The following is a 20,900-nucleotide window of genomic DNA, read 5'->3' as shown; positions in this document are numbered from 1 at the left end:
TTTGTCCATTCCGGCTAAGACGAGACTCCTCAGTGTGCCATATCGACGTATCGGCCCAGATGAGAGCCCGCCGTAGCGTCGAAGCCATGAGCATTCCCCAGGAGCGGCGCGTCGTGACCGCGATCCCAGGTCCCAAGTCGCAGGAGTTGCTGGCCCGCAAGCTGGCCGCCGTCCCGCCCGGGATCGGCACCACCCTGCCGGTCTTCGTCACCCGCGCCGGCGGCGGCGTGGTGCAGGACGCCGACGGGAACTCGCTGATCGACTTCGGCTCCGGCATCGCGGTGACGAACGTCGGCAACGCCGCCCCCAAGGTCGTCGAGCGCGTGCAGCGGCAGGTGGCCGAGTTCACCCACACCTGCTTCATGGTCACGCCGTACGAGTCGTACGTGCAGGTGTGCGAGAAGCTCAACGAGCTGACCCCCGGCGACCACGACAAGCGCACCTTCCTGGTGAACTCGGGCGCCGAGGCCGTGGAGAACGCGGTCAAGATCGCCCGGCACGCCACCGGCCGGCCCGGCGTCGTGGTGTTCGACCACGGCTACCACGGCCGCACGCTGCTCACGATGACGCTCACGGCCAAGAACATGCCGTACAAGCAGGGCTTCGGCCCGTTCGCCCCCGAGGTGTACCGGGTGCCGCTGGCCTACCCGTTCCGCTGGCCCGGCGGGCCGGAGAACTGCGCCGAGGAGGCCGCCGAGCAGGCCATCGACCTGATCACCAAGCAGATCGGCGCGGGCAACGTGGCCGCCGTGGTGATCGAGCCGATCGCGGGCGAGGGCGGGTTCATCGTGCCGGCCAGGGGGTTCCTGCCGCGGATCGCGGAGTTCTGCCGGGCGAACGGGATCGTGTTCGTGGCGGACGAGGTGCAGACGGGCTTCGCGCGTACCGGAACGTTGTTCGCCTGCGAGGACGAAGGCGTCGTACCGGACATCATCACCACCGCCAAGGGCATCGCGGGCGGCCTGCCGCTGGCCGCGGTCACCGGGCGGGCGGAGATCATGGACAAGGTGCACGCCGGCGGGCTGGGCGGCACGTACGGCGGCAACCCGCTCGCCTGCGAGGCCGCGCTCGGCGTGCTGGAGACCATCGAGGCCGAGGACCTGGTCGCCAGGGCGCGGCGGATCGGCGAGATCATGCTGCCCCGGCTGGAGGCGCTCAAGGCGCGCTTCGACGTGATCGGGGACGTGCGCGGACGCGGCGCGATGATCGCGATCGAGCTGGTCGAGCCCGGCACCAAGGAACCGAACCCGGCCGCCGTCCAGGAGATCGTCAAGCGCTGCCACGCGGAGGGGCTGCTGGTGCTGACGGCGGGCACGTACGGCAACGTGCTGCGTTTCCTGCCGCCGCTCGTCATCCCCGAGCATCTCCTGGAGGAGGGACTCGGGATCCTGGAGAAGGCCGTCGCCGCGCTCTAGCGCCGACGAAACCCAACGAAACGGGCACCCAGCTTGCGGCTGGATGCCCGTTTTTGTGGTGTAACCGCCCCTACTCGGGTAGAGAATTCACCCTGACTTGACGCGCAGCAGGACGCTCATGGCCTCGGTCAGGGTTATAACGGTTCCGACATACGGAGGGGCGATGGCTGCTGGGAGCGTGATGAACTGGGGTCCGACCAGAACGGCGCGAGGTATGTTGACGTTCGACCCTGAGGGCCTGTCCGCGGCCCAGCGCGACGGCGACGCCTGCGTCGTCTGTCACAAGCGGTGGCCTCGGCCCCGCGTGCGCGTGGGCTGCCTGCCCGACGACTCGGCCGTCCTGGCCTGCGGCGACTGCGCGGAGGCGCTGCTGCCGGCCCCCATGGCCACCGTCGTGGCCTTCCCTTCCCGCTGACCGCCCTCCCGACCGTCTCGGCCTGAGCACGGTCTCGGTGCGGAACACCGTCTCGGCCTGAGCACCGTCTCGGTGCGGAACGCCGAGACGCCCCGGGACGGGGGGAAGGCCCGGGGCGCCTCTTGACGGGCCTCGCCCAGCGGGGGACAGGGCGGGTCCGCGGCCCGGTCATCGTGGGGGATCGATGCCCTCACTCACTTGGCCAGCAGCTCCTGCCAGCGCTTGGCCCAGGCGGCATAATCAGTGCATTCCCCGTCATCCGCCGCGCAACCCCCGGGCGGCCGGACGGCGAAGGCCACCCGGTCGAGCCGCTTGTCCTCCCCCACCCCGTACGTCTCGCACATCAGCCTGGCCCGCCCCTTGCACGCCTTGTCGTTGGCCGGCGCCATCCCGGCCCAGGCCGCCGCGTCGCGTTGGGCGTTGGCCGCGGTCATCCAGTTGAGCCACCGGTAGGCGCAGGTGGTGTCGGGCAGGTTGGCGCCCAGCATCCAGGAGTCGACCCAGCCGGTCGTCCGGCGCTGGGGCAGCACCGAGATCGGCTTGCCCGCCTGCTGCAGCAGCAGGCGGTAGTAGGGGGTGACCTGGGCGTAGTCGAGCCGTCCCGTGGCGAAGCCCTTGATCAGGTCGAGCGGGTTGCGCCAGTAGGTGCGCTCCTTGTTGCGTTCGAGCAGCGCCATGGCCCGGTCGAGCTCGCTCGCGCTCAGCTCGTACGGATCCTTCGCCGACCCCTCGGCCAGCGCCGCGTCCGCGATCGTCATGGGGCTGTCGCGCAGCGCCGTCCGCCCGGACGAGAACACCTGCTCCGGCGTGCCGCCCCCGACCTTGGACCGGTCGTAGACGAGCTCGTGGTACGCCCACAGGTAGGGCACCCCGTAGACCTTGCCCGACACCGTGGTCATGTCGCGGAAGCGCTTGTCGAGGTCCTGGTAGCCGCTCACCTTGGCCGGATCGATGGCCTGCACCAGCTTGCGCTGGATCAGGTCGCCCGCCAGCGCCGGCCCGGCGGTGATCACGTCGTAGGGGCGGTCGCCGACCCTGGCGGCCAGTTCCTCGGCGGTCTGCGCGGTGTCGAGCCGGGCGATCCGGCAGCCCGTCTCCTTCTCGAACGAGCCCACCCAGTTGACCTTGGAGGTGACCCCGCCGTACTCGGCGTAGCCGCGGTAGGTGAGGATCTGCAGGGTGCCGTCGAGCTGCGTGGCGCTGGGCGTCGGAGTGGGCGTGTGTGTGGCGGTACGGGTGGGAGCGGGCTTGGCGGCGGTGCCGCCCTGCGACGGGGTGGGCCGGGCCGCGCCCACACCGGCGACCAGCGCCGTCGCGACGACCGCCATGGCACACGTCATGGCGTGAGTACGACGACGATTCACGATGCCCCCTAGTCCGTCTGCAGGAGCTTACCGGGGACGGCGCTGAAGCGCCGCCGGGCCGGGAGGGGACGGGCGCCGGGCTGAAGCGCCGCTGTGCTGTGCGGGACCGGTGCCGGGCTGAACAGGAGCAGCGCCCGCACCACGGGCGGGAGCGGCGTCGCTCGCTCCCGCCCGTGACCGCCGCTCACCCGTTCGTGGGGAAGCCCAGGTTCACGCCGCCGTGCGAGGGGTCCAGCCAGCGGGAGGTGACGACCTTGCCACGGGTGTAGAAGTGCACGCCCTCGGTGCCGTGCACGTGCGTGTCACCGAACAGCGAGGACTTCCAGCCGCCGAAGCTGTAGAAGGCCATCGGCACGGGGATCGGCACGTTGATGCCGATCATGCCGACCTCGACCTCGTTCTGGAAGCGCCTGGCCGCGCCGCCGTCGTTGGTGAAGATCGCGGTGCCGTTGCCGTACAGGCCGTCGTTGATGACCTTCAGGCCCTCCTCGTACGAGGAGACCCGCACGATCGACAGCACGGGGCCGAAGATCTCGTCCGTGTGCGTCCGCGACCCGGCGGGCACGTGGTCGAGCACGGTGGGGCCGAGCCAGAAGCCGGCGGTCTCGGAGGCCTTGCCGCCGCCGGTGACCGTGGTCTCGCGGCCGTCCACGACCAGCTTGGCGCCCTCCTCGACGCCCAGGTCCAGGTAGGAGGCCACCTTGTCGCGGTGCGGCCCGGTGACCAGCGGCCCCATCTGGGACGCGGGGTCGTCGCCTGGGCCGACCACCAGGTGCTCCACCCGCTCGACGATCTTCTGCACCAGCTCGTCACCGATCGGGTCCACGGCCAGCACGACGGAGATCGCCATGCAGCGCTCCCCCGCCGAGCCGAAGCCCGCCGACACCGCCGAGTCGGCCACCAGGTCGAGATCCGCGTCGGGCAGCACGAGCATGTGGTTCTTGGCGCCGCCGAGCGCCTGGACCCGCTTGCCGTGCGCGGTGCCGGTCTCGTAGACGTACCGGGCGATCGGGGTGGAGCCGACGAACGACACCGCGCGCACGTCCGGGTGCTCCAGCAGCCGGTCCACGCTGACCTTGTCGCCCTGCACCACGGAGAAGACGCCGTCGGGCAGTCCCGCCTCCTGCCAGAGCCGGGCCATGAGCAGCGAGGCCGACGGGTCCTTCTCCGACGGCTTGAGCACGAACGCGTTCCCGCAGGCGATGGCGATCGGGTACATCCACATCGGCACCATGGCCGGGAAGTTGAACGGCGTGATGCCGGCCACCACGCCCAGCGGCTGGCGGATCGAGTAGGAGTCCACCCGGGTCGAGACCCCCTCGGAGTAGCCGCCCTTGAGCAGGTGCGGGATCCCGCAGGCGAACTCCACCACCTCCAGGCCGCGGGCCACCTCGCCGAGCGCGTCGGAGTGCACCTTGCCGTGCTCGGAGGAGATGAGCGCGGCCAGCTCGTCGCGGTGGGCGTACATGAGCTCGCGGAAGCGGAACAGCACCTGCGCCCGCTTCGTCAGGGAGGCGTCCCGCCAGGCGGGGAAGGCGGCCACGGCCGCCGCGACGGCCGCGTCCACGTCGGCGGCGGAGGCCAGCGCGACGTGGCCGCTCACCTCGCCGGTGGCGGGGTTGTAGAGCTCCGCGGTACGCGCGGGGTCGCCGTCGGCGAGGGCTCCGTTGATCCAGTGCTTGACCGACTTCACTGAGCTGCCGCCTCCGCGTCGATGGTCTCCAGGGCCGTGACGATGATGCCCAGGCCCTCGGTGGCCTCTTCCACCGTGAGGGTGAGGGGCGGGGCCATCCTGATGGCGGTGCCGTACAGGCCGCCCTTGCCCGCCAGCAGGCCCGCCCGCTTGGTCAGCTCCATGAAGCGGCCCGCCTGCGCGGGCGTCTCCAGTTCGACCGCGAACATCAGCCCCTTGCCGCGCACGCCCTTGACCACGGACAGGCGCTCGGCCGCGGCCTTGAGCCCGCTGATGATGATCTCGCCGGTACGCGCGGCGTTGGCCTGGAGGTCGTGGTCGAGCACGTAGTCGAGGGTGGCGTTGGCCGCGGCCATGGAGATCGGGTTGCCGCCGAAGGTGGACAGGCCCACGGCGTGCGGGGCGTCCATGAGGTCGCCGCGCGCCACCACGCCGCCGACCGCGAAGCCGTTGCCCAGGCCCTTGGCGAAGGTGATCATGTCGGGGGTCACGCCGTGGTTCCCGATGCCGAAGAACGAGCTGCCGGTCCGTCCCCACCCGGTCTGCACCTCGTCGGAGATGAACAGGATGCCCTGCTCGTCGAGGACCTCCTTGTAGGCGGCGAACAGCCCGTCGGGGGCCATGGTGAAGCCGCCCACGCCCTGCACCGGCTCGGCGATCAGCGCGGCCACGTCGTCGGAGACGCTCGTGGCCAGCACGTGACGCAGGTCGTCCACGCAGGCCTTGATGTAGTCCGCGTCCGACAGGCCCTCGAACTGGACGAGGTGCCGGTCGGCGCCGTGCAGGAAGTGCACGTTGAGCGGGGAGAGCGAGTTGTTCTTCCACGAGCGGTTCGAGGTGACGCTGATCGCGCCGAAGCTGCGCCCGTGGTAGCTCTGGCGCATGGCCAGGACCTGGTCGCTCTTGCGCGCGTACGTGGCCAGCAGCAGCGCGGTCTCGTTGGCCTCGGTGCCGGAGTTGGTGAAGAACACCTTGGCGTCGGGGATGCCGGACACCCGGGCGATCTTCTCGGCCAGCTCGACCTGGCCGCGCAGCAGATAGACGGTGCTGGTGTGCACCACCCCGGTGGCGAGCTGGCGCTCGACGGCCGCGCGCACCTCGGGCACGTCGTAGCCGATCATGTTGGTCAGGATCCCGGCGAAGAAGTCGAGGTAGCTCTTGCCGTCCGCGTCGATGACGCGGTTGCCTTTGCCACTGACGATCTCGATGGGGTCGTGATAGTTGAGGGCCAGCCAATTGGGCATCACTGCCCGGTGGCGCGCGAGAAGCTCCGACATGTTACCGAGTATCCCTTTTTCTGGGACCGACCTGCTCCTGCAACATGTCGGAGGGGAGAAGTCTTGCCTTACACCCTGCAAACCCGTGAGCGGGCTCAGACCTGGGCCGGCTCCGGAGCGGCGGCGGCCGGCGCGGCCGGGCGCAGCACGCTGAACGCGAGCAGCGCGGCGGCCACGCAGAACGCGCCGCCCACCCACGCGCCGAGGTGCATGGCCGAGGTGAAGGCCTGGTCGGCGACCTCGCCGAGGCCGGCCGCGTGCGCGCCGCCGATCGACTCGCGCGCCACCGCGGGCAGGCCGGCGGGCATCTCCGCGGTGTAACGGCCGGCCAGGACACTGCCCAGGACCGCGATGCTGAGCGCCATGCCGACCTGCTGGACGGTGTCGTTCAGCGCCGAGCCGACGCCGGCGTGCTCGATCGGGATGGCGCCCATGAGCGAGGCGTAGGCCGAGGGCCCGGCCAGGCCGCCGCCCATGCCCATGATCACCAGGCCGGTGAGCAGCGCCGGATACCCGGTGGTCAGCGCCATGACGGCGAAGCCGCCGGCCATCAGCAGCAGCCCGGCCGCGACCAGCACCCGGTTGCCGAGCCGCTTCCCGAGCCCGGCGCCCACCCCGTTGAAGATCGCGGCGGCCACGGCGTAGGGCAGCAGGGCCAGCCCCGCCTGCATCTCTCCGTACCCCAGCACGAACTGCAGGTACTGGGTGAGCATCAGCATGACCGCGCCGGCGCCGAACGACATCAGCAGGATCGAGAACGACGCGCCGCTGAAGTTGCGGTTGGCGAACAGGTGCAGCGGCAGCATGGGCTCCTCCCTGCGTCGCTCCCAGAGCACGAAGGCGCCCAGGGCGACGACCGCGAGCGCGATGACCGGGATGTTCCACTCGCGCTCGATGATCACGTAGACGGCCGCGGTCAGGCCCGCGATCGACAGCAACGCGCCCACGGGGTCGATCGTGCGCCCGGCGCTGCGGCTCTCGGGCATCAGCACCACCGCGGCCACGATGGCGACGGCGGCGATCGGGACGTTCAGCAGGAAGACCGAGCCCCACCAGTAGTGCTCCAGCAGGAAGCCGCCCAGGGTCGGGCCCGACACCATGCCGACCAGCGCCACGGCGCTCCAGGCGGCCATGGCCTTGCGCCGCTCGCCGTCGTCGAAGACGGTCATCAGGATCGACAGCGTGGACGGCATGACCAGCGAGCCGCCGACGCCCATCAGGAAGCGGGCGGCGATGAGCTGCCAGGGCTCGGTGACGAGCACGGCGAGCAGGGACGCGCCGCCGAAGAAGGCCAGGCCGATGATGAGGAAGCGGCGGCGGCCGTACTTGTCGGACAGGCTGCCCGCGGTGAGCAGCAGCCCCGCGAAGGCCAGCACGTACGCGTCGATGATCCACTGGATGTCGGACGGGGTCGCGCCCATCTCCTGGTTCAGCGACGGGATGGCCAGGTTGAGCACCATGTTGTCGATGACCAGGACCAGCAGGGCGAGACACAAGGCGGCGAGGATCCACCAGCGACGGGGGTCTCGTACAGTGTTCGAGTTCACTCGCACACTGTACGACAGTCCTCGTACAGTGTGCGAGTGGATTTAGGCTGGACGTATGACAGGCAAGGCGTACTCCTCCGTGTGGCTCCGCGAGCCGCGTAAGGCCACCAGCCCCGGCCGCAGCCGGGAGGAGATCGTCAGAGCCGCGCTCGAACTGCTCGACGAGGAGGGGATCGACGGGCTGAGCATGCGCAAGCTCGGCGCCAAGCTGAGCGCGGGCGCCACCAGCCTCTACTGGTACGTCGCCAACAAGGACGAGCTCCTCGAACTGGCCTACGACGAGACGTGGGGCGCGATCACCGTCCCCGACCCCGAGGAGGTGGGCTGGCGCGAGGCGGCCTCCGTGACGGCCCACAGCGTGCGCCAGGTGATGCTGCGCCATCCGTGGCTCGCCCACCTGCTCGGCCGGCTGCCCGCGCTCGGGCCCAACGCCATGCGGGTCGCCGACCGGATGCGGCAGACGTTCAAGCTGGCCGGCTTCACCGGCTACGAGGTCGACTACGCCGTGGCCACGTTCACCGCCTACATCTACGGCATGACGCTGCCCGAGATCGCCTGGAACGCCACGATGGTCGACGGCGAGTACGACGCCGACGCCATGCGCGCGCAGGTGATGAAGGCCGCCGCCGACTTTCCCGACATGCTGGAACGCATCGACATGGACACCTACGAGGATCCACGGGTGATGCGGGCGGTCGCCTTCGACTTCGGTCTGCTGTCGGTGCTCGACGGCCTTGAGCGGCGGCTGGTCACGTAGCAGGATCCGGGACATGAGCGATTTCCGTGCCGCCCGCGACTTCCTTCTCGGCGCCGACCCCGACACCGCCCGCCGCGACTTCCGATGGCCGGAGACGGCCGAGTTCAACTGGGCGCTCGACTGGTTCGACGGGGTGCTGGCCGCCGAGAACCCCGACGCCGTCGCTCTCAAGATCGTCGGAGAGAGCGGCGCCGAGTACACCTTCGCCGGGCTGTCGGCCCGCTCCAACCAGGTCGCCAACTGGCTCGCCGAGCAGGGCGTGCGCCGGGGCGACCGGATCCTGCTCATGCTCGGCAACCAGGCCGAACTGTGGGAGTCGCTGCTGGCCGCGATGAAGCTGGGCGCGGTCGTCATCCCGGCCACCACGCTGCTGACCGGCAAGGACATCGCGGAGCGGATCGAGCGCGGGCGGGTCTCCCACGTCATCGCCAACGCCGCCGACGCTGGCCGGTTCGGGCCGGGCGAGTACACCAGGATCGCGGTCGGCGATGCCTACACGTGGCTGCCGTACCACGAGGCGTACGAGGCGCCCGAGACCTTCACCCCCGACGCGCCGACCCGCGCGGACGACACGCTGCTGCTCTACTTCACCTCCGGCACGACCTCGCAGCCGAAGCTGGTCGAGCACACCCACGCCTCGTATCCGACCGGGCACCTGTCCACGATGTTCTGGATCGGGATCAGGCCGGGTGACGTGCACCTCAACGTGTCCTCGCCGGGATGGGCCAAGCACGCGTGGAGCAACGTCTTCGCCCCCTGGAACGCCGGGGCCACCGTGCTCGTCCACGACTATCAGCGCTTCTCCGCGCCCGCGCTGCTGGAGGTGCTGCGCGACGAGCGGGTCACCACGTTCTGCGCGCCGCCGACCGTGTGGCGGATGCTCATCCAGCAGGACCTGACGGCGTGGAAGCTGCCGCTGCGCACGGCCGTGGCCGCGGGCGAGCCGCTCAACCCCGAGATCATCGACCAGGTGGCCAAGGCGTGGGGCCTGACCATCAGGGACGGTTACGGGCAGACCGAGACCACCGCGCAGATCGGCAACGCGCCCGACGAGCCGGTCAGGCCCGGGTCCATGGGCCGGCCGCTGCCCGGTTACCAGGTCGTGCTGATCGATCCGGTCTCGGGCGAGCAGGGCGACGACGGTGAGATCTGCCTGCCGCTGGACGACCGCCGCCCCCTCGGCCTCATGTCCGGATATATCGGTGGATCGGGCGAAGCAATGCGTGACGGCTACTACCACACGGGCGACGTCGCCACCCGCGACGCCGACGGCTACATCACCTACGTGGGCAGGACCGACGACGTCTTCAAGGCCTCCGACTACCGCATCTCGCCGTTCGAGCTGGAGAGCGTGCTGCTGGAGCACCCGGCGGTGACCGAGGCCGCCGTGGTGCCGGCCCCCGATCCGGTACGCCTGGCCGTGCCCAAGGCGTACGTGACGCTGGCCCCCGGCCACGAACCGGACGAGGCCACCGCCCGGTCGATCTTCGAGCACTGCCGCAGGGAGCTGGCGCCGTACAAGCGGGTGCGGCGGCTGGAGTTCGACGAGCTGCCGAAGACGATCTCCGGCAAGATCCGCCGCGTCGAGCTGCGGGTCCGCGAGCCCCGCCGCGAATACCGCGAAGAGGATCTTCAGTCGTGACCGGGTTGGCAGACTGTCAATCGGCCTCCCACCGTTCTTACAGGCTGATCGGATAGGCTCGGCCCGTGCTCCCCACCATCGCCGACGTCCTCGCTCTGGAGACCGTGCGCCGGGGCAGCCCGCGCGTGGTCGCGGGCGCCGACCGGCTCGACACCAAGGTGCGGTGGGTGCACGTCGGCGAGATCGCCGACATCGCCCAGCTGCTCCGCGGCGGCGAGCTGGTCCTCACCACGGGCGTGGCCCTGCCTGAGGACCCCGACAAGCTCGCCGACTACATCGGCGAGCTCTCCTCGGTCGGCGCCTCGGGGCTGATCGTGGAGCTGGGCCGCCGGTTCGTGGGTGAGCTGCCGCAGGTCGTGGTCCAGGCGGCGGAGGCGCACGGGCTGCCGGTCGTCGTGCTCACCCGCGAGACGCCGTTCGTGCAGATCACCGAGTCGGTGCACGCCCGCATCATCGACATCCAGCTGGAGGAGTTGCGCGCCTCCGAGCAGTTGCACGAGGTCTTCACCGAGCTGTCGGTCGAGGGCGCCTCGCCGGCCGAGGTGCTGGCCCAGGTGGCCCGGCTGTCGGGCCGGCCGGTGCTGCTGGAGAACCTCGCCCACCAGGTCCTGGCCGCCGAGTCGGCGGGGCGCGACGCGGGCGCCCTGCTGGCGGGCTGGGAGACCAGGTCGAGGGCCGTCGCTCCGGCCGAGCGCACCGCGTACGATCCGGCCTCCGGCTGGCTGGTCACCACGGTCGGCGCGCGCGGGCAGGACTGGGGACGGCTGATCCTGCTCTGCGACGCGCAGCCGTCGCCGCGTGACATGGTGCTGGCCGAGCGGGCCGCCACCACGCTCGCCCTCGGCCGCCTGCTGGAGCGCCACCAGGAGTCGCTGGAGCGCCAGGCGCACGGCACCATCATCACCGGCATCCTCACCCACGCCTACGCCGACCCCGACGAGGCCGCCGCCCGCGCCCGCGCGGTGGGCGTGCCACTCACCGGCCGCAAGCTGATCAGCGTCGTCATCAGGCCGACCGAGCCCATCGACCAGGCGCTCGACGGGCAGGCGCAGCTCGGCGAGCTGGCCGAGGCCACCGCCGCCGCCTGCCGCGACGCCCGCCTGCCGGCCCTGGTCGGCGCGCTCGACCAGGAGCGGGTGGGGGTGCTGATGCCGCTGCCGCCGCGCACGCAGGCCGAGCCCGCGCTGACCTCGCTCTCCGAACGGCTGCGCGTGCTGTGGCGGCCCGGCTCGTCGTTCGTGCTGGCGGCCGGCTCGGTGGTGGAGTCGATCAGAGACGTACGCCGCAGCTTCCTCGAAGCCGAGCAGGTGGCCGACGTCGCGGTCCGCCAGCCCGACGGCCGCGCCTACTACCGGCTGCCCGACCTGCGCCTGCGCGGCCTGCTCCACCTGCTGCGCGACGACGCCAGGCTGCAGACGTTCGCCGAGCGGGAGCTGGGCCCGCTGCTGGCCCACGACGCGCAGCGGGGCGGCGACCTGACCCGGATCCTGCGCGTCTACCTCGACTGCGGGCGCAACAAGGCCGTCGCCGCGCAGAAGGCCCACCTGTCCAGGCCCGCCTTCTACGACCGGCTGCGCCGCCTGGAGCGCATCCTCGACACCGACCTCGACGACGTCGAGTCCTGCCTCTCCCTGCACGTGGCGCTGCTGGCCCTGGAGTCGTTCCGAAGAGACAGCCGCTGACGCCGTAGCGTGCCGACCGTCAAGACACCCACCACTCCGCCTTGCACTCCGACGCCGTGGAGTCGACCGAGACGCGCTCCTCGTACAGCACGAGCCCGTTCACCCTGATCCGGCAGACGAGGCTGCCCTGCTCACGACTCCGGCCGGCGATCAGCCACATGCTCAGCGGCGCCTGGTCGAGCTCCACCTTCCGCCGGTAGGGAAGCTCCGCGTAGCCGTCGTCCACCGTGCCCGCCTTCCGCGAGGGGCCGTCGATCCGGTACGCCACGGCGGCGACGTCGACCCCGTAACCGTCGACCTCGAACTCCACCTCGGCCGGCCCCGTCAGTGTGGTGGCTTTACGGGACGGCTCGGCCGAGCTCACCGACAGGGGCGGGACGATCGCGGCCGGCTTCCCGAGCTGCTGGAGGAGGAGCAGCACCGCGATCGGCACCGAGGCCAGCCCCAGGGCGAACCCGCCGGCCGCGAGCAGCTTGCCGCCCAGCGACTTGACGGCCACGGTCACCAAGCCGAGCCCGGCGCCGATCAGACCGAGCAGCACCCCCGGCAGCCGCAGCAGCGGGAAGAACGCCGCCGCCGCGCCGATCCCGCCCATGAGCAGGGAGATGATGCCGAGGGCTGGAGTGGGCGGCGTGACAGGCAGCGACGGCCCGGGCCGCCACCGCTCGTCTCCCGGCACCGGCGGCGGCTGACGGTGCTGCCGCTGATCGAGCGGTCGCTGGTCGCGCTCGAACCGGTCGGACGGTCGCTGGTCGGACGGATGCTGGTCGGACGGATGCTGGTCGGGCGGTTGCCAGGCGCCGGTCATGACGTTTTCCGGACGGCGAGGTCAGGGGCGAACGCGAATCGGCTTTGTGGCCAGAATGGGGATCGACGCACGACTTACACGATAATCTCTGGCGCTCTTCCGCTTTCTGACCTCGCCAAATGTCCGGGAAATGTCCTCCCCCGCATGACCGCGTTCTCCGAAACGCACGCCGCCCGGCCCCCTTCGAAAGGGCGCCGCCGGGAAAGGCATGACTTCCCACCGGCGCCGTTCCGAAAATGACCGCCCTGCCGTCGCGCCGTTCAGAAGCCCATCGCGACCCGCACCTCCTCCAGCGTGCGGACCGCCCGTTCCCTGGCCTGCTCGTTGCCCTCGACCAGGATCCGCCGGACGTCGTCCGCGCCCAGCTCGGCGCGGCGCTTCCTGATGGGCCGCAGGAACTCGTTGACCGCCTCGGTCGTCACCCGCTTGAGCGTGGCCGCGCCGCCGTCGCCGATCTCCTCGGCGAGCTCGCCCGGCGACCGGCCCAGGCACAGGCCCGCCAGCGTGAGCAGCCCGGCCACCCCGGGACGCCGCTCCTCGTCGTAGGTGATCATCCGATCCGGGTCGGTGACGGCCTTGCGGATGAGGGCGGCGGTCTCGTCCTCGGTGGCCGACAGGGGGATCGCGTTGCCCCGGCTCTTGCTCATCTTGCCGCCGTCCAGCCCTCTGAGCAGCGGCTGCTCGCCCATCAGCGCCTCCGGCAGCGGAAACACCTCGCCGTAACGCTCGTTGAAGCGCCGCGCCACCAGCCGCGTCACCTCCACGTGCGGGAGCTGGTCCCGGCCCACCGGCACCAGCGTGCCCTTGCAGAACAGGATGTCGGCCGCCTGGTGCACCGGATAGGTGAACATCAGGCCGCTCACGGCCGCCTGCGAGCTGTGCGCGATCTCGTCCTTGACGGTCGGGTTGCGCCGCAGCTCGGCCACGGACACCAGGCTCAGAAACGGCAGCAGGAGCTGGTTCAGCTCGGGGATCGCACTGTGCTGGAAGATGGTCACCTTGGCCGGGTCGATCCCCACCGCGAGATAGTCGAGGAGCAGGTCGGTGGTGTGCTTGCGGATCTCGCCCGGCACGTCGCGGTCGGTGATCACCTGGTAGTCGGCGATCAGCACGTACATCGGATAGCGATCCTGCAACTGCACCCGATTGGCCAGTGAGCCGAAGTAATGGCCCAGATGCAGCGGGCCGGTCGGGCGGTCGCCCGTGAGCACGAGGTCGTTCATCAGGTCTTTTCTCCTCCGGAATCGTGCCGTCCCGGAGAGAAGCCGCCCGCGTCGGTGGGCCGTCCCAGGGACGGCCCTTGCATGCGAATGTCAGCGGCCGTCTGTCGGCCGCCACCACATGCAGTTGCGAGTCATATCCAAATCATATCCACATGTGGTGTCAATCTCGTAACCTCTTTACTCGTTTCGCGTGTTCTCCTGAACTGAAGACCATGATCTCGCCACTATGGTGCGGTCCCTTTTCCGCCCTCTGGAGAGTTCATGTCTCGACGTACCCTCGCCGCCGGCTTGGCCATGGCCGCGGCGCTCCCCCTCACCGCGCAGCCCGCGACCGCGGAGCTGAGCTCGGTGAGGTTCCCGTCGGCCAGGTTCCCGCTGGGCGCACGTGTTGTGCCGACCAAGACGATGACCACCGTGACGCAGGGCATCGACCTGTACGACGTGAAGGCCGGCTCGTCCACCGACGGCTACACGGTGACGGTCCTCATGCCGAGCGGCCGTGACTACGGGATGCTCCCGACCGCCGAGGCCAGGGTCGCCGAGGTGGAGGCGGCCGGCGAGACCGCCAGCCTGCAGAAGGTCGTCCGCCCCGGCGTCGCCGACGCCCCCTCCCAGACCGTCTACATGGTCCGCGTCGGCCTGTGGTCGCTCAAGGACAAGAAGAAGGCCGAGAAGAGCGCCAAGAAACTCAAAGAGGCCGGGCTGAAGGTCAAGGTCGACTACCTCGGCGACGACGGGCTCAAGACCACCGGCCCCTGGGACGTCAAGGTCGTCATGATCGACGCGCGGACGTTCCGCGGCTCGTACGCCGCCACGCTCGGCACCAGCGTGGCCAAGCGGGAGACCGTCTCCTCGATGGCCAAGGCCGGCAAGGCCGTGGTCGCCGTCAACGGCGGCTTCTTCAACATCCACACCGACAAGGCGCTGCGCGGCGAGCCCGTCGGCGCGTCCGTCGTCGGCGGCAGGCTGCTGAGCGAGGCCGTGCCCGGCCGCTCGGCCGTGGTGCTCAGAGGCCGTACCGCCAAGATCACCGAACTGAAGACCGACGTGACCGCGATCTCCCAGGACGGCGAGCGGGTCGAGGTCAACGGCATCAACCGGGCCGCGACGACCGATGAGCTGGTCCTCTACACCGAGGAGTACGGGGCCAAGACCCCTACCGGCGGCACCGACGCCGTCCTCGACGCCACCGGCCGCGTCACCGGCCTGCGCGCCTCGGGCGCCGCGGTGGCCAAGGGCACGCGGGTGCTGCACGGCAACGGCGTGGGCTCCGACTGGCTCAACGAGCACGCCTGGCAGGAGTGGAAGGTCGACGTGGTGAGCAAGGTCGTGGACCTGCGCACCAAGAAGGCCCTCAAGCTCACCCCCGACCTGAACGTCATCGCCGGCGGCGTCGGCCTCGTCCGCAACGGCAAGACGAAGATCACCGCCAAGCGGGACGGGCACGACTCGATGAACATGATCCTGCGCCGCCACCCGCGCACCCTCCTCGGCACCACCAGGAACGGCAGCCTCATCCTGGCCACCATCGACGGGCGCCAGCCGGGGGTGACGGTGGGGGCGAACTTCGTCGAGGCGGCCCAGTTCATGCGCTGGCTGGGCGCCACGCAGGCGATCAACCTTGACGGCGGCGGCTCGACCGCCCTGTTCGTGGACAAGAAGGTGGTCAACCGGCCCTCCGACGGCGCCGAACGCGGCGTCGGCGACGCCCTCCTGGTCCTGCCCCAGTAGTCCCCTCGGCCTCAGGGACCCGCATGCCACGTGCGGGTCCCTTCTCGTGTCGTACGGAACCCCCGATGTGGGGGTCAGCGTGCTCGATGGTCGGTGACCGGGAGGCCGACGTCCGCTTTGATGGCCTTCATCGCCAGATGTGAGGTGGCCTGCGCCACCCCCGGCAGCCCGGACAGCGTCTCCGAGTAGAACCGCTCATAGGCCCGCACGTCCGCCACCGCCACCCGCAGCAGGAAGTCCGGATCCCCGAACAGCCGATGGGCCTCGACCACCTCCGGCATCTCCGCCACCCGCCGCTCGAACTCCGCGACGGTGTCGTGGTCCTCGTACCGCATCACCACCGTCACGAACGCCTGGAATCCGCGCCCGATCGCGTCCCCGTCGAGCAGCGCCCGGTAGCCGCGGATGACGCCCGTCCGCTCCAGATGGCGCACCCGGCGCAGGCACGGCGACGGCGTGAGCCCCACCCGATCGGCCAGCTCGGTGTTGCTGAGCCGCCCGTCCCGCTGCAGCTCCTGGAGGATCCTGCGGTCGATGGCGTCCATGGCGCAATATCCTGCCACGAGCGCCCCTGCACGGGCACGGATCCACCATCGTGTGCCAGCCCCTTTCGGCTAGCGTCGCTGCTATGGACACCCACCTCCTGCTGCTGTTCCTGGGGATGGACCTCCTGCTGATCTGCACCCCGGGGCCCGACATGCTGTATGTGATGGCGCGCTCGCTCGGCCAGGGCCGCAGGACCGGGCTGACCGCGGTGGCCGGCATCTGCGGCGGTTACGCCGTGCACACCGCCCTGGCCGCCGCCGGGCTGGCCGCCGCACTGCGCGCCGTGCCCGCCGCGCTGCCCGCGATGAAGTACGCCGGCGCCGCCTACCTCGTCTTCCTCGCCGTCAGAACCCTGATGGCGCTACGGAACCGCGGCGGCCACGCGCTCGCCGCCCCCACCGCCGAACCGTCCGGCAAGGTGCTGCGGCAGAGCCTGCTCACGGCGCTGCTCAACCCGAAGGGCCTGCTGCTGTACCTGTCGCTGATGCCGCAGTTCATCTCGACCGGGACGGGGGTGCCGCTCGGCTTCCAGCTCACCGCGCTCGGCCTGCTGCACATCGTGAACTGCGCCCTGCTCTACGGCCTGGTCGCCACCCTCACCGCCCGAGCCGGCCGCGCCCTGACCGGCACCCCGAAGGCGGCCCGCCGCGTCTCGGCCGTGTCGGGCACCCTGCTCCTCGTCGTCGCGGCGGCCACCCTCGGCACCCACTGAGCAGGACCACGTCCACGCGGCGACCATCAAGCGCGGTCCGTCCACGCAGAGCCACCAAGCGCGGCCCGTCCCTGCGCGAACGCGACGCCCACGCGGCGCTCCGCTCAAGCGCGAGCCGTCCATTCGCGGACATGACGCCCACGCGGCGTTCCGTTCAAGCGCGAGCCGTCCATTCGCGGACGCGACGCTCACCCGGCGCTCCGCTCAAGCGCGAGCCGTCCAGTAAGCCAGTTGCTCCCGGGTCGTGCGACTGCTGGGATGCCCTGGACCCAGCAGCCGTTCCCTGACCCGCAGCAACGCCGCGTACTGATCGCGGGCCGACCTCGCGTCTCCCGCCTTGCCGGTCCAGTACGCGAGGTTCGCCCTGGCGGTCAGCGTGTCGGGGTGGTCGGGGCCCTGCACCCGTTCCCTGACCGGCAGCAGCTCCGCGTACAGGTCCCTGGCGGCCACCGGATCCCCTAGCTCACCCGTCCACCGGGCCAGCTCATGCCTGACCGTCAGCGTGTCGGGATGCTCGGGGCCCGACACGCGCTCCCTGACCGGCAGCAGCGCCGCGTATTCGGCCCGCGCCGCCGCCGTGTCGCCGGCCTGCCCGTGCCAGTACGCGAGGTTGTGCCGGGTGATCAGGGTGTCCGGATGCTCAGGACCGAGAACACGTTCCCGTACGGGCAGCAGCGCCGCGCACTGATCCCTGGCCGCGCCCGCGTCGCCCGCCCGGCCGGTCCAGTACGCCAGATTGTGCCGGGTCGTCAGAGTGTCCGGATGCTCAGGACCGGACCGGCGCTCGCGGCGGACGAGCAGGTCGGCGTACTGGTCGCGGGCCGAGGCGGCGTCCCCCAGCTCGCCCGTCCATCGAGCCAGCTCGTGCCGGGTGAGCAGGGTCGAGGGGTGCTGTGGGCCGAGAACACGTTCCCTGACGGGCAGCAGCGCCGCGCACTGGTCGCGAGCCGACCCGGGATCTCCCGCCTTGCCGGTCCACTGCGCCAGGTTCGCCCTGGCGGTGAGCGTGTCGGGGTGGTCGGGGCCCTGCACCCGTTCCCTTACGGGCACCAGCTCCGCGTACAGGTCCCTGGCCGCCACCGGGTCCCCCAGCTCACCCGTCCACCGGGCCAGCTCATGCCTGACCGTCAGCGTGTCGGGATGCTCGGGGCCCGACACCCGCTCGCGGACGACGAGGAGCTCCGCGTACTGATCGCGGGCCGCCGTCGCGTCGCCCAGCTCGCCCGTCCAGCGCGCCAGCTCGTGCCGGTTGATCAGTGTGGACGGGTGTTCGGGCCCCTGCACACGTTCTCTGATCGGCAGCAGGGCCGCGTATTGCTCCCTGGCCGCCGCCGGGTCACCCGCCTGGCCGGTCCACTGGGCCAGGTTCGCCCGAATGACGAGGGTGTCGGGATGCTCGGAACCGGACACCCGACTGCGTACCGGGAGGAGTGCCGCGTACTGGTCACGCGCGGCCACCGGATCGCCCGCGTTACCGGTCCACTGCGCCAGGTTCGCCCTGGCGGTGAGCGTGTCGGGGTGGTCGGGGCCCTGCACCCGTTCCCTGACGGGCACCAGCTCCGCGTACAGGTCCCTGGCCGCCGCCGCGTCGCCCAGCTCGCCCGTCCACCGGGCCAGCTCATGCCTGACCGTCAGCGTGTCGGGATGCTCCGCGCCCTGCACCCGCTCCCGTACCGGCAGCAGGTCCGCGTACTGCCCGCGCGCCGAAGCCGCGTCCCCCAGCTCCCCCGCCCACCGCGCCAGCTCGTGCCGGACGCTCAGCGTGAGCGGATGCTCAGGACCCGCCTGTCGTACCCGAACCGGCAGCAACCCGGCATACTGCCTGCGTGCCGACGCCGCGTCCCCCAGCTCGCCCGTCCAGCGCGCCAGCTCGTGGCGGGCGGTCAGCGTGGACGGATGCTCGGGCCCCAGCCGCGCGGTCAGCGCGTCGCAGATCTCCTGGAACACCGACCGCGCCGTACGGTAGTCGCCGCTCGCCCCCAGGTACTGCCCGGTCTTGTCCATGCCGGGCGAGACCGGGGTGAGCACCGCCATGATGTGCGGCAGCAGGTGGTCGTACCGGGGCCAGGAGCCGGCCTGCCAGGGATCGTCGGGCAGCACCGACTCCAGCAGCACGGCGGCGGCGTCACGCCAGCGCTGCTGCTCAGGGGGTGCCAACTGGTCCAGGGTGACCGCCTGCACCAGCCGGTGCACCGACACCATGCCGTCCACCGGCTGGGTGATCAGGCTGTGCCGGCGCAGCGCGCTGACGGCCGCGTTGATCGTCAGCGCGTCACGCGGCAGCTCCCGCAGCACCGCCAGCGCGCTGAGCCAGGGATGGAAGTCCCGCAGCAGGCGCACCGTCGATCGCGGCGTCCGCCCGTACGCGCGCTGCCGCCGCATGTCGGCCGCGAAGAGCTCCCGCGGCGTCCGCTCCTCCAGCGGTGACAGCAGCAGGTGGTACGGGATGGCTTCGTGCGAGCAGCATGCCAGCACCCGCAGCAGCGCGATCGCCTGCGGGCTGGTCCGGCTCAGGTTCTGGAACGACAGCCGCCACGTGGTGGTGACCCGCTCCCGATACCCCCACGCCTTCCCCTGGGCGAGCAGCTCCGTTCGTCGGCCGTCGAGCAGGTCGAGGTACTCGGCCGGGGTGAGCCCCGTCTCCGCCATGAACGCCGCCGCCTGCTCCAGCGCCAGCGGCAGCGCCCCCAGTTCGGCGACCACCGCCGCAGCCGCCGCGCCATCCTCCTGGCCCGACCGCGCCAGCACCAGCTCCACCCCCGGCTCCGGCTCCAGCACCGGCAGCTCCAGCCCCTGCTCCCTGGGCCAGTTCCCCGACCTGCTCGTGATCAGCACATGCCCCGGCCCCGCCGGCGGTAGGAAAGGGCGCAGCGCGTCCGCCTCGGGCGCGTTGTCGAAGATCAACAACCAGGGTTCGGTACGCGCGGCCAGCGCCGCATGCACCTGATCCACCGGATCGGCGGCATCGACCGTCTCCCGCAACCCCAGCAGCGCGGCCAGCCGGGCGAACGCGGCCGACAGCACCGCCGGATCCGCGGCAGGCAGCTGCCAGATGAGCTGATACTCCTGCTGATGCCGATGCGCGTACTCCAGAGTCAGACTCGTCTTCCCAACCCCGCCCAGCCCGTACACGGCGACAACCCCCGGCTGCGCACACCCCGACCCCAGCCGCGCCCGAACCTCGGCCACCACCTCATCCCGCCCGAGCAACCGCGGCGGCCGCGGCGGCAACTGAACGGGCCGCGTAGGCACCGGCGGCCGAGGCGGCAACCGCACATCCCCGGCGACATCCACATGCCCCACAGTCACCGCCGTGGCCTGATCCCCCGTCATCGCCACCCCCGGATTATCACCTCCCACTGCAATGGAACGTTCCACAACCCCAGCCCCACCGCTGCTCGCGTCCCCGCCACCCGGTCCGCCTGGCCCATCCGAACGAGAGTCGGCACCACTCGGGTCGCTCCCCGCGCCAACGCCCTTGACGGCTGGATCGGTCGTGTCCGTCGCTAGTAGGTGTGGGTTGGAAGCAGCTGCCGGGTCGGGGCCGCTTGCGTGGCCAAGGTGTCGTTCCGACGTGGGCGCCTCCACCTCCCCGGCCGGGTCACCCGCCTTGTGACGATGCCGTACCACCTCCAGCACAACCGCCGTCAGCAGACCGGCGACTCCCAGCACGATGCTGATCAGGCTGTCCTGCTCGTCCAAGAAGACCAGCAAAGGGCCGCGCATCCCGAAGGCGTCGGCGAAGACGTCGATCACCCCTGCCGCCACCAGAGTGAGCGACACCGGCGTAACCGCCCAGGCGATCAAGCGCCGGCGATGACGCCGCGCTGACCTGGAAGTTCGCCCCGAAGGTGAAGAACGCTTCACACTTCCAGAGTGACGCCCTCCCGTGAGGGCCGCCACCGGAAAGCCGTCATGCCCGGAATACGCCCCATACACGCGGAAATGCAAGAAGAGGGCCCCGACGCTGTGAAGCGTCGGAACCCTCTCCATGAAAGATTGTCCGGCGGTGACCTACTCTCCCACACCCTCCCGAGTGCAGTACCATCGGCGCAGAGAAGCTTAACTTCCGGGTTCGGAATGTAACC

At 70.9% G+C, this 20,900-nt stretch carries 16 protein-coding genes and 1 rRNA gene; 8 read left to right on the top strand and 9 right to left on the bottom strand.

Annotated features, from left to right (window positions below; translation table 11 throughout):
- Window positions 1-86 precede the first annotated feature (86 nt).
- Window positions 87-1,415, top strand: coding sequence for a 4-aminobutyrate--2-oxoglutarate transaminase (gene gabT, locus B0I32_RS03690; protein ID WP_106234950.1), 1,329 nt, complete (start codon window positions 87-89; stop codon window positions 1,413-1,415).
- 214 nt (window positions 1,416-1,629) lie between these two features.
- Complete coding sequence (locus B0I32_RS03685) at window positions 1,630-1,830, top strand: hypothetical protein (protein WP_106234948.1); 201 nt, start codon at window positions 1,630-1,632, stop codon at window positions 1,828-1,830.
- 194 nt (window positions 1,831-2,024) lie between these two features.
- On the opposite strand, the gene B0I32_RS03680 is transcribed toward B0I32_RS03685, so the two are convergent.
- The 4 genes from B0I32_RS03680 to B0I32_RS03665 form a co-directional block, all read right to left on the bottom strand.
- The gene (locus B0I32_RS03680; protein ID WP_106234946.1) at window positions 2,025-3,158 is read right to left on the bottom strand and encodes an extracellular solute-binding protein; all 1,134 of its coding nucleotides are present in this window, start codon (window positions 3,156-3,158) and stop codon (window positions 2,025-2,027) included.
- Window positions 3,159-3,378: 220 nt separating this feature from the next.
- Window positions 3,379-4,887: a CoA-acylating methylmalonate-semialdehyde dehydrogenase gene (locus B0I32_RS03675; protein WP_106234945.1), complete on the bottom strand. Its 1,509-nt coding sequence runs from the start codon at window positions 4,885-4,887 to the stop codon at window positions 3,379-3,381.
- A complete protein-coding gene (locus B0I32_RS03670) occupies window positions 4,884-6,164 on the bottom strand; it encodes an aspartate aminotransferase family protein (RefSeq protein ID WP_106234943.1) in 1,281 nt (426 codons plus the stop codon). Before B0I32_RS03670 ends, B0I32_RS03675 begins: the two co-directional genes overlap by 4 nt.
- 95 nt (window positions 6,165-6,259) lie before the next feature.
- Window positions 6,260-7,711 carry an MFS transporter gene (locus B0I32_RS03665; RefSeq protein WP_106234942.1) on the bottom strand — a complete coding sequence of 484 codons (1,452 nt, stop codon included), beginning with the start codon at window positions 7,709-7,711 and terminating at the stop codon, window positions 6,260-6,262.
- A gap of 55 nt (window positions 7,712-7,766) precedes the next feature.
- Here B0I32_RS03665 and B0I32_RS03660 point away from each other — a divergent pair, with 55 nt between their 5' ends.
- The 3 genes from B0I32_RS03660 to B0I32_RS03650 all read left to right on the top strand — a co-directional run bounded on the left by B0I32_RS03660 (window position 7,767) and on the right by B0I32_RS03650 (window position 11,792).
- Entirely contained in the window at window positions 7,767-8,468 is a 702-nt protein-coding gene (locus B0I32_RS03660; protein ID WP_106234940.1) for a TetR/AcrR family transcriptional regulator, read from the top strand.
- 13 nt (window positions 8,469-8,481) lie between these two features.
- Window positions 8,482-10,110 (top strand): AMP-binding protein, encoded by a 1,629-nt coding sequence (locus tag B0I32_RS03655; RefSeq protein ID WP_106234938.1) that lies wholly within the window; start codon window positions 8,482-8,484, stop codon window positions 10,108-10,110.
- Window positions 10,111-10,175: 65 nt separating this feature from the next.
- The gene (locus B0I32_RS03650) at window positions 10,176-11,792 is read left to right on the top strand and encodes a PucR family transcriptional regulator (protein ID WP_106234937.1); all 1,617 of its coding nucleotides are present in this window, start codon (window positions 10,176-10,178) and stop codon (window positions 11,790-11,792) included.
- Between the two features lie 19 nt (window positions 11,793-11,811).
- On the opposite strand, the gene B0I32_RS03645 is transcribed toward B0I32_RS03650, so the two are convergent.
- The gene (locus B0I32_RS03645) at window positions 11,812-12,600 is read right to left on the bottom strand and encodes a hypothetical protein (RefSeq protein ID WP_106234935.1); all 789 of its coding nucleotides are present in this window, start codon (window positions 12,598-12,600) and stop codon (window positions 11,812-11,814) included.
- A 260-nt stretch (window positions 12,601-12,860) separates the two neighbouring features.
- Entirely contained in the window at window positions 12,861-13,823 is a 963-nt protein-coding gene (gene trpS, locus B0I32_RS03640) for a tryptophan--tRNA ligase (protein WP_106234933.1), read from the bottom strand.
- Window positions 13,824-14,084: 261 nt separating this feature from the next.
- On the opposite strand from trpS, the gene B0I32_RS03635 reads away from it, so the two are divergent.
- Window positions 14,085-15,554: a phosphodiester glycosidase family protein gene (locus B0I32_RS03635; RefSeq protein WP_106234932.1), complete on the top strand. Its 1,470-nt coding sequence runs from the start codon at window positions 14,085-14,087 to the stop codon at window positions 15,552-15,554.
- Between the two features lie 74 nt (window positions 15,555-15,628).
- On the opposite strand, the gene B0I32_RS03630 is transcribed toward B0I32_RS03635, so the two are convergent.
- Entirely contained in the window at window positions 15,629-16,099 is a 471-nt protein-coding gene (locus tag B0I32_RS03630; protein WP_106234930.1) for an Lrp/AsnC family transcriptional regulator, read from the bottom strand.
- Window positions 16,100-16,182: 83 nt separating this feature from the next.
- Between B0I32_RS03630 and B0I32_RS03625 the strand changes: the two genes are divergently transcribed.
- Window positions 16,183-16,812, top strand: a complete 630-nt coding sequence (locus tag B0I32_RS03625; protein ID WP_106234928.1) for a LysE family translocator — start codon at window positions 16,183-16,185, stop codon at window positions 16,810-16,812.
- A 204-nt stretch (window positions 16,813-17,016) separates the two neighbouring features.
- On the opposite strand, the gene B0I32_RS03620 is transcribed toward B0I32_RS03625, so the two are convergent.
- Window positions 17,017-20,145, bottom strand: a complete 3,129-nt coding sequence (locus tag B0I32_RS03620; RefSeq protein ID WP_483870139.1) for a tetratricopeptide repeat protein — start codon at window positions 20,143-20,145, stop codon at window positions 17,017-17,019.
- 340 nt (window positions 20,146-20,485) lie between these two features.
- Between B0I32_RS03620 and B0I32_RS57430 the strand changes: the two genes are divergently transcribed.
- A complete protein-coding gene (locus tag B0I32_RS57430) occupies window positions 20,486-20,632 on the top strand; it encodes a hypothetical protein (RefSeq protein ID WP_181306974.1) in 147 nt (48 codons plus the stop codon).
- Between the two features lie 181 nt (window positions 20,633-20,813).
- Here B0I32_RS57430 and rrf read toward each other — a convergent pair.
- Window positions 20,814-20,900, bottom strand: a 5S ribosomal RNA gene (gene rrf, locus B0I32_RS03615); the annotation flags it as partial.

It is taken from the genome of Nonomuraea fuscirosea, assembly GCF_003001935.1.
Lineage (GTDB): Bacteria > Actinomycetota > Actinomycetes > Streptosporangiales > Streptosporangiaceae > Nonomuraea > Nonomuraea fuscirosea.
The sequence above is the reverse complement of the archived record's forward strand: the minus strand, read 5'-3'. Positions and strand labels throughout refer to the sequence as shown.

Coding starts and splice junctions, on each gene's coding strand:
- gabT (WP_106234950.1), top strand. CDS start 87: ATGAGCATTCCCCAGGAGCGGCGCGTCGTGACCGCGATCCCAGGTCCC.
- B0I32_RS03685 (WP_106234948.1), top strand. CDS start 1,630: ATGTTGACGTTCGACCCTGAGGGCCTGTCCGCGGCCCAGCGCGACGGC.
- B0I32_RS03680 (WP_106234946.1), bottom strand. CDS start 3,158: ATGGCGGTCGTCGCGACGGCGCTGGTCGCCGGTGTGGGCGCGGCCCGG.
- B0I32_RS03670 (WP_106234943.1), bottom strand. CDS start 6,164: ATGTCGGAGCTTCTCGCGCGCCACCGGGCAGTGATGCCCAATTGGCTG.
- B0I32_RS03660 (WP_106234940.1), top strand. CDS start 7,767: ATGACAGGCAAGGCGTACTCCTCCGTGTGGCTCCGCGAGCCGCGTAAG.
- B0I32_RS03655 (WP_106234938.1), top strand. CDS start 8,482: ATGAGCGATTTCCGTGCCGCCCGCGACTTCCTTCTCGGCGCCGACCCC.
- B0I32_RS03645 (WP_106234935.1), bottom strand. CDS start 12,600: ATGACCGGCGCCTGGCAACCGCCCGACCAGCATCCGTCCGACCAGCAT.
- trpS (WP_106234933.1), bottom strand. CDS start 13,823: ATGAACGACCTCGTGCTCACGGGCGACCGCCCGACCGGCCCGCTGCAT.
- B0I32_RS03635 (WP_106234932.1), top strand. CDS start 14,085: ATGTCTCGACGTACCCTCGCCGCCGGCTTGGCCATGGCCGCGGCGCTC.
- B0I32_RS03630 (WP_106234930.1), bottom strand. CDS start 16,099: ATGGACGCCATCGACCGCAGGATCCTCCAGGAGCTGCAGCGGGACGGG.
- B0I32_RS03625 (WP_106234928.1), top strand. CDS start 16,183: ATGGACACCCACCTCCTGCTGCTGTTCCTGGGGATGGACCTCCTGCTG.
- B0I32_RS03620 (WP_483870139.1), bottom strand. CDS start 20,145: ATGACGGGGGATCAGGCCACGGCGGTGACTGTGGGGCATGTGGATGTC.
- B0I32_RS57430 (WP_181306974.1), top strand. CDS start 20,486: ATGCTGATCAGGCTGTCCTGCTCGTCCAAGAAGACCAGCAAAGGGCCG.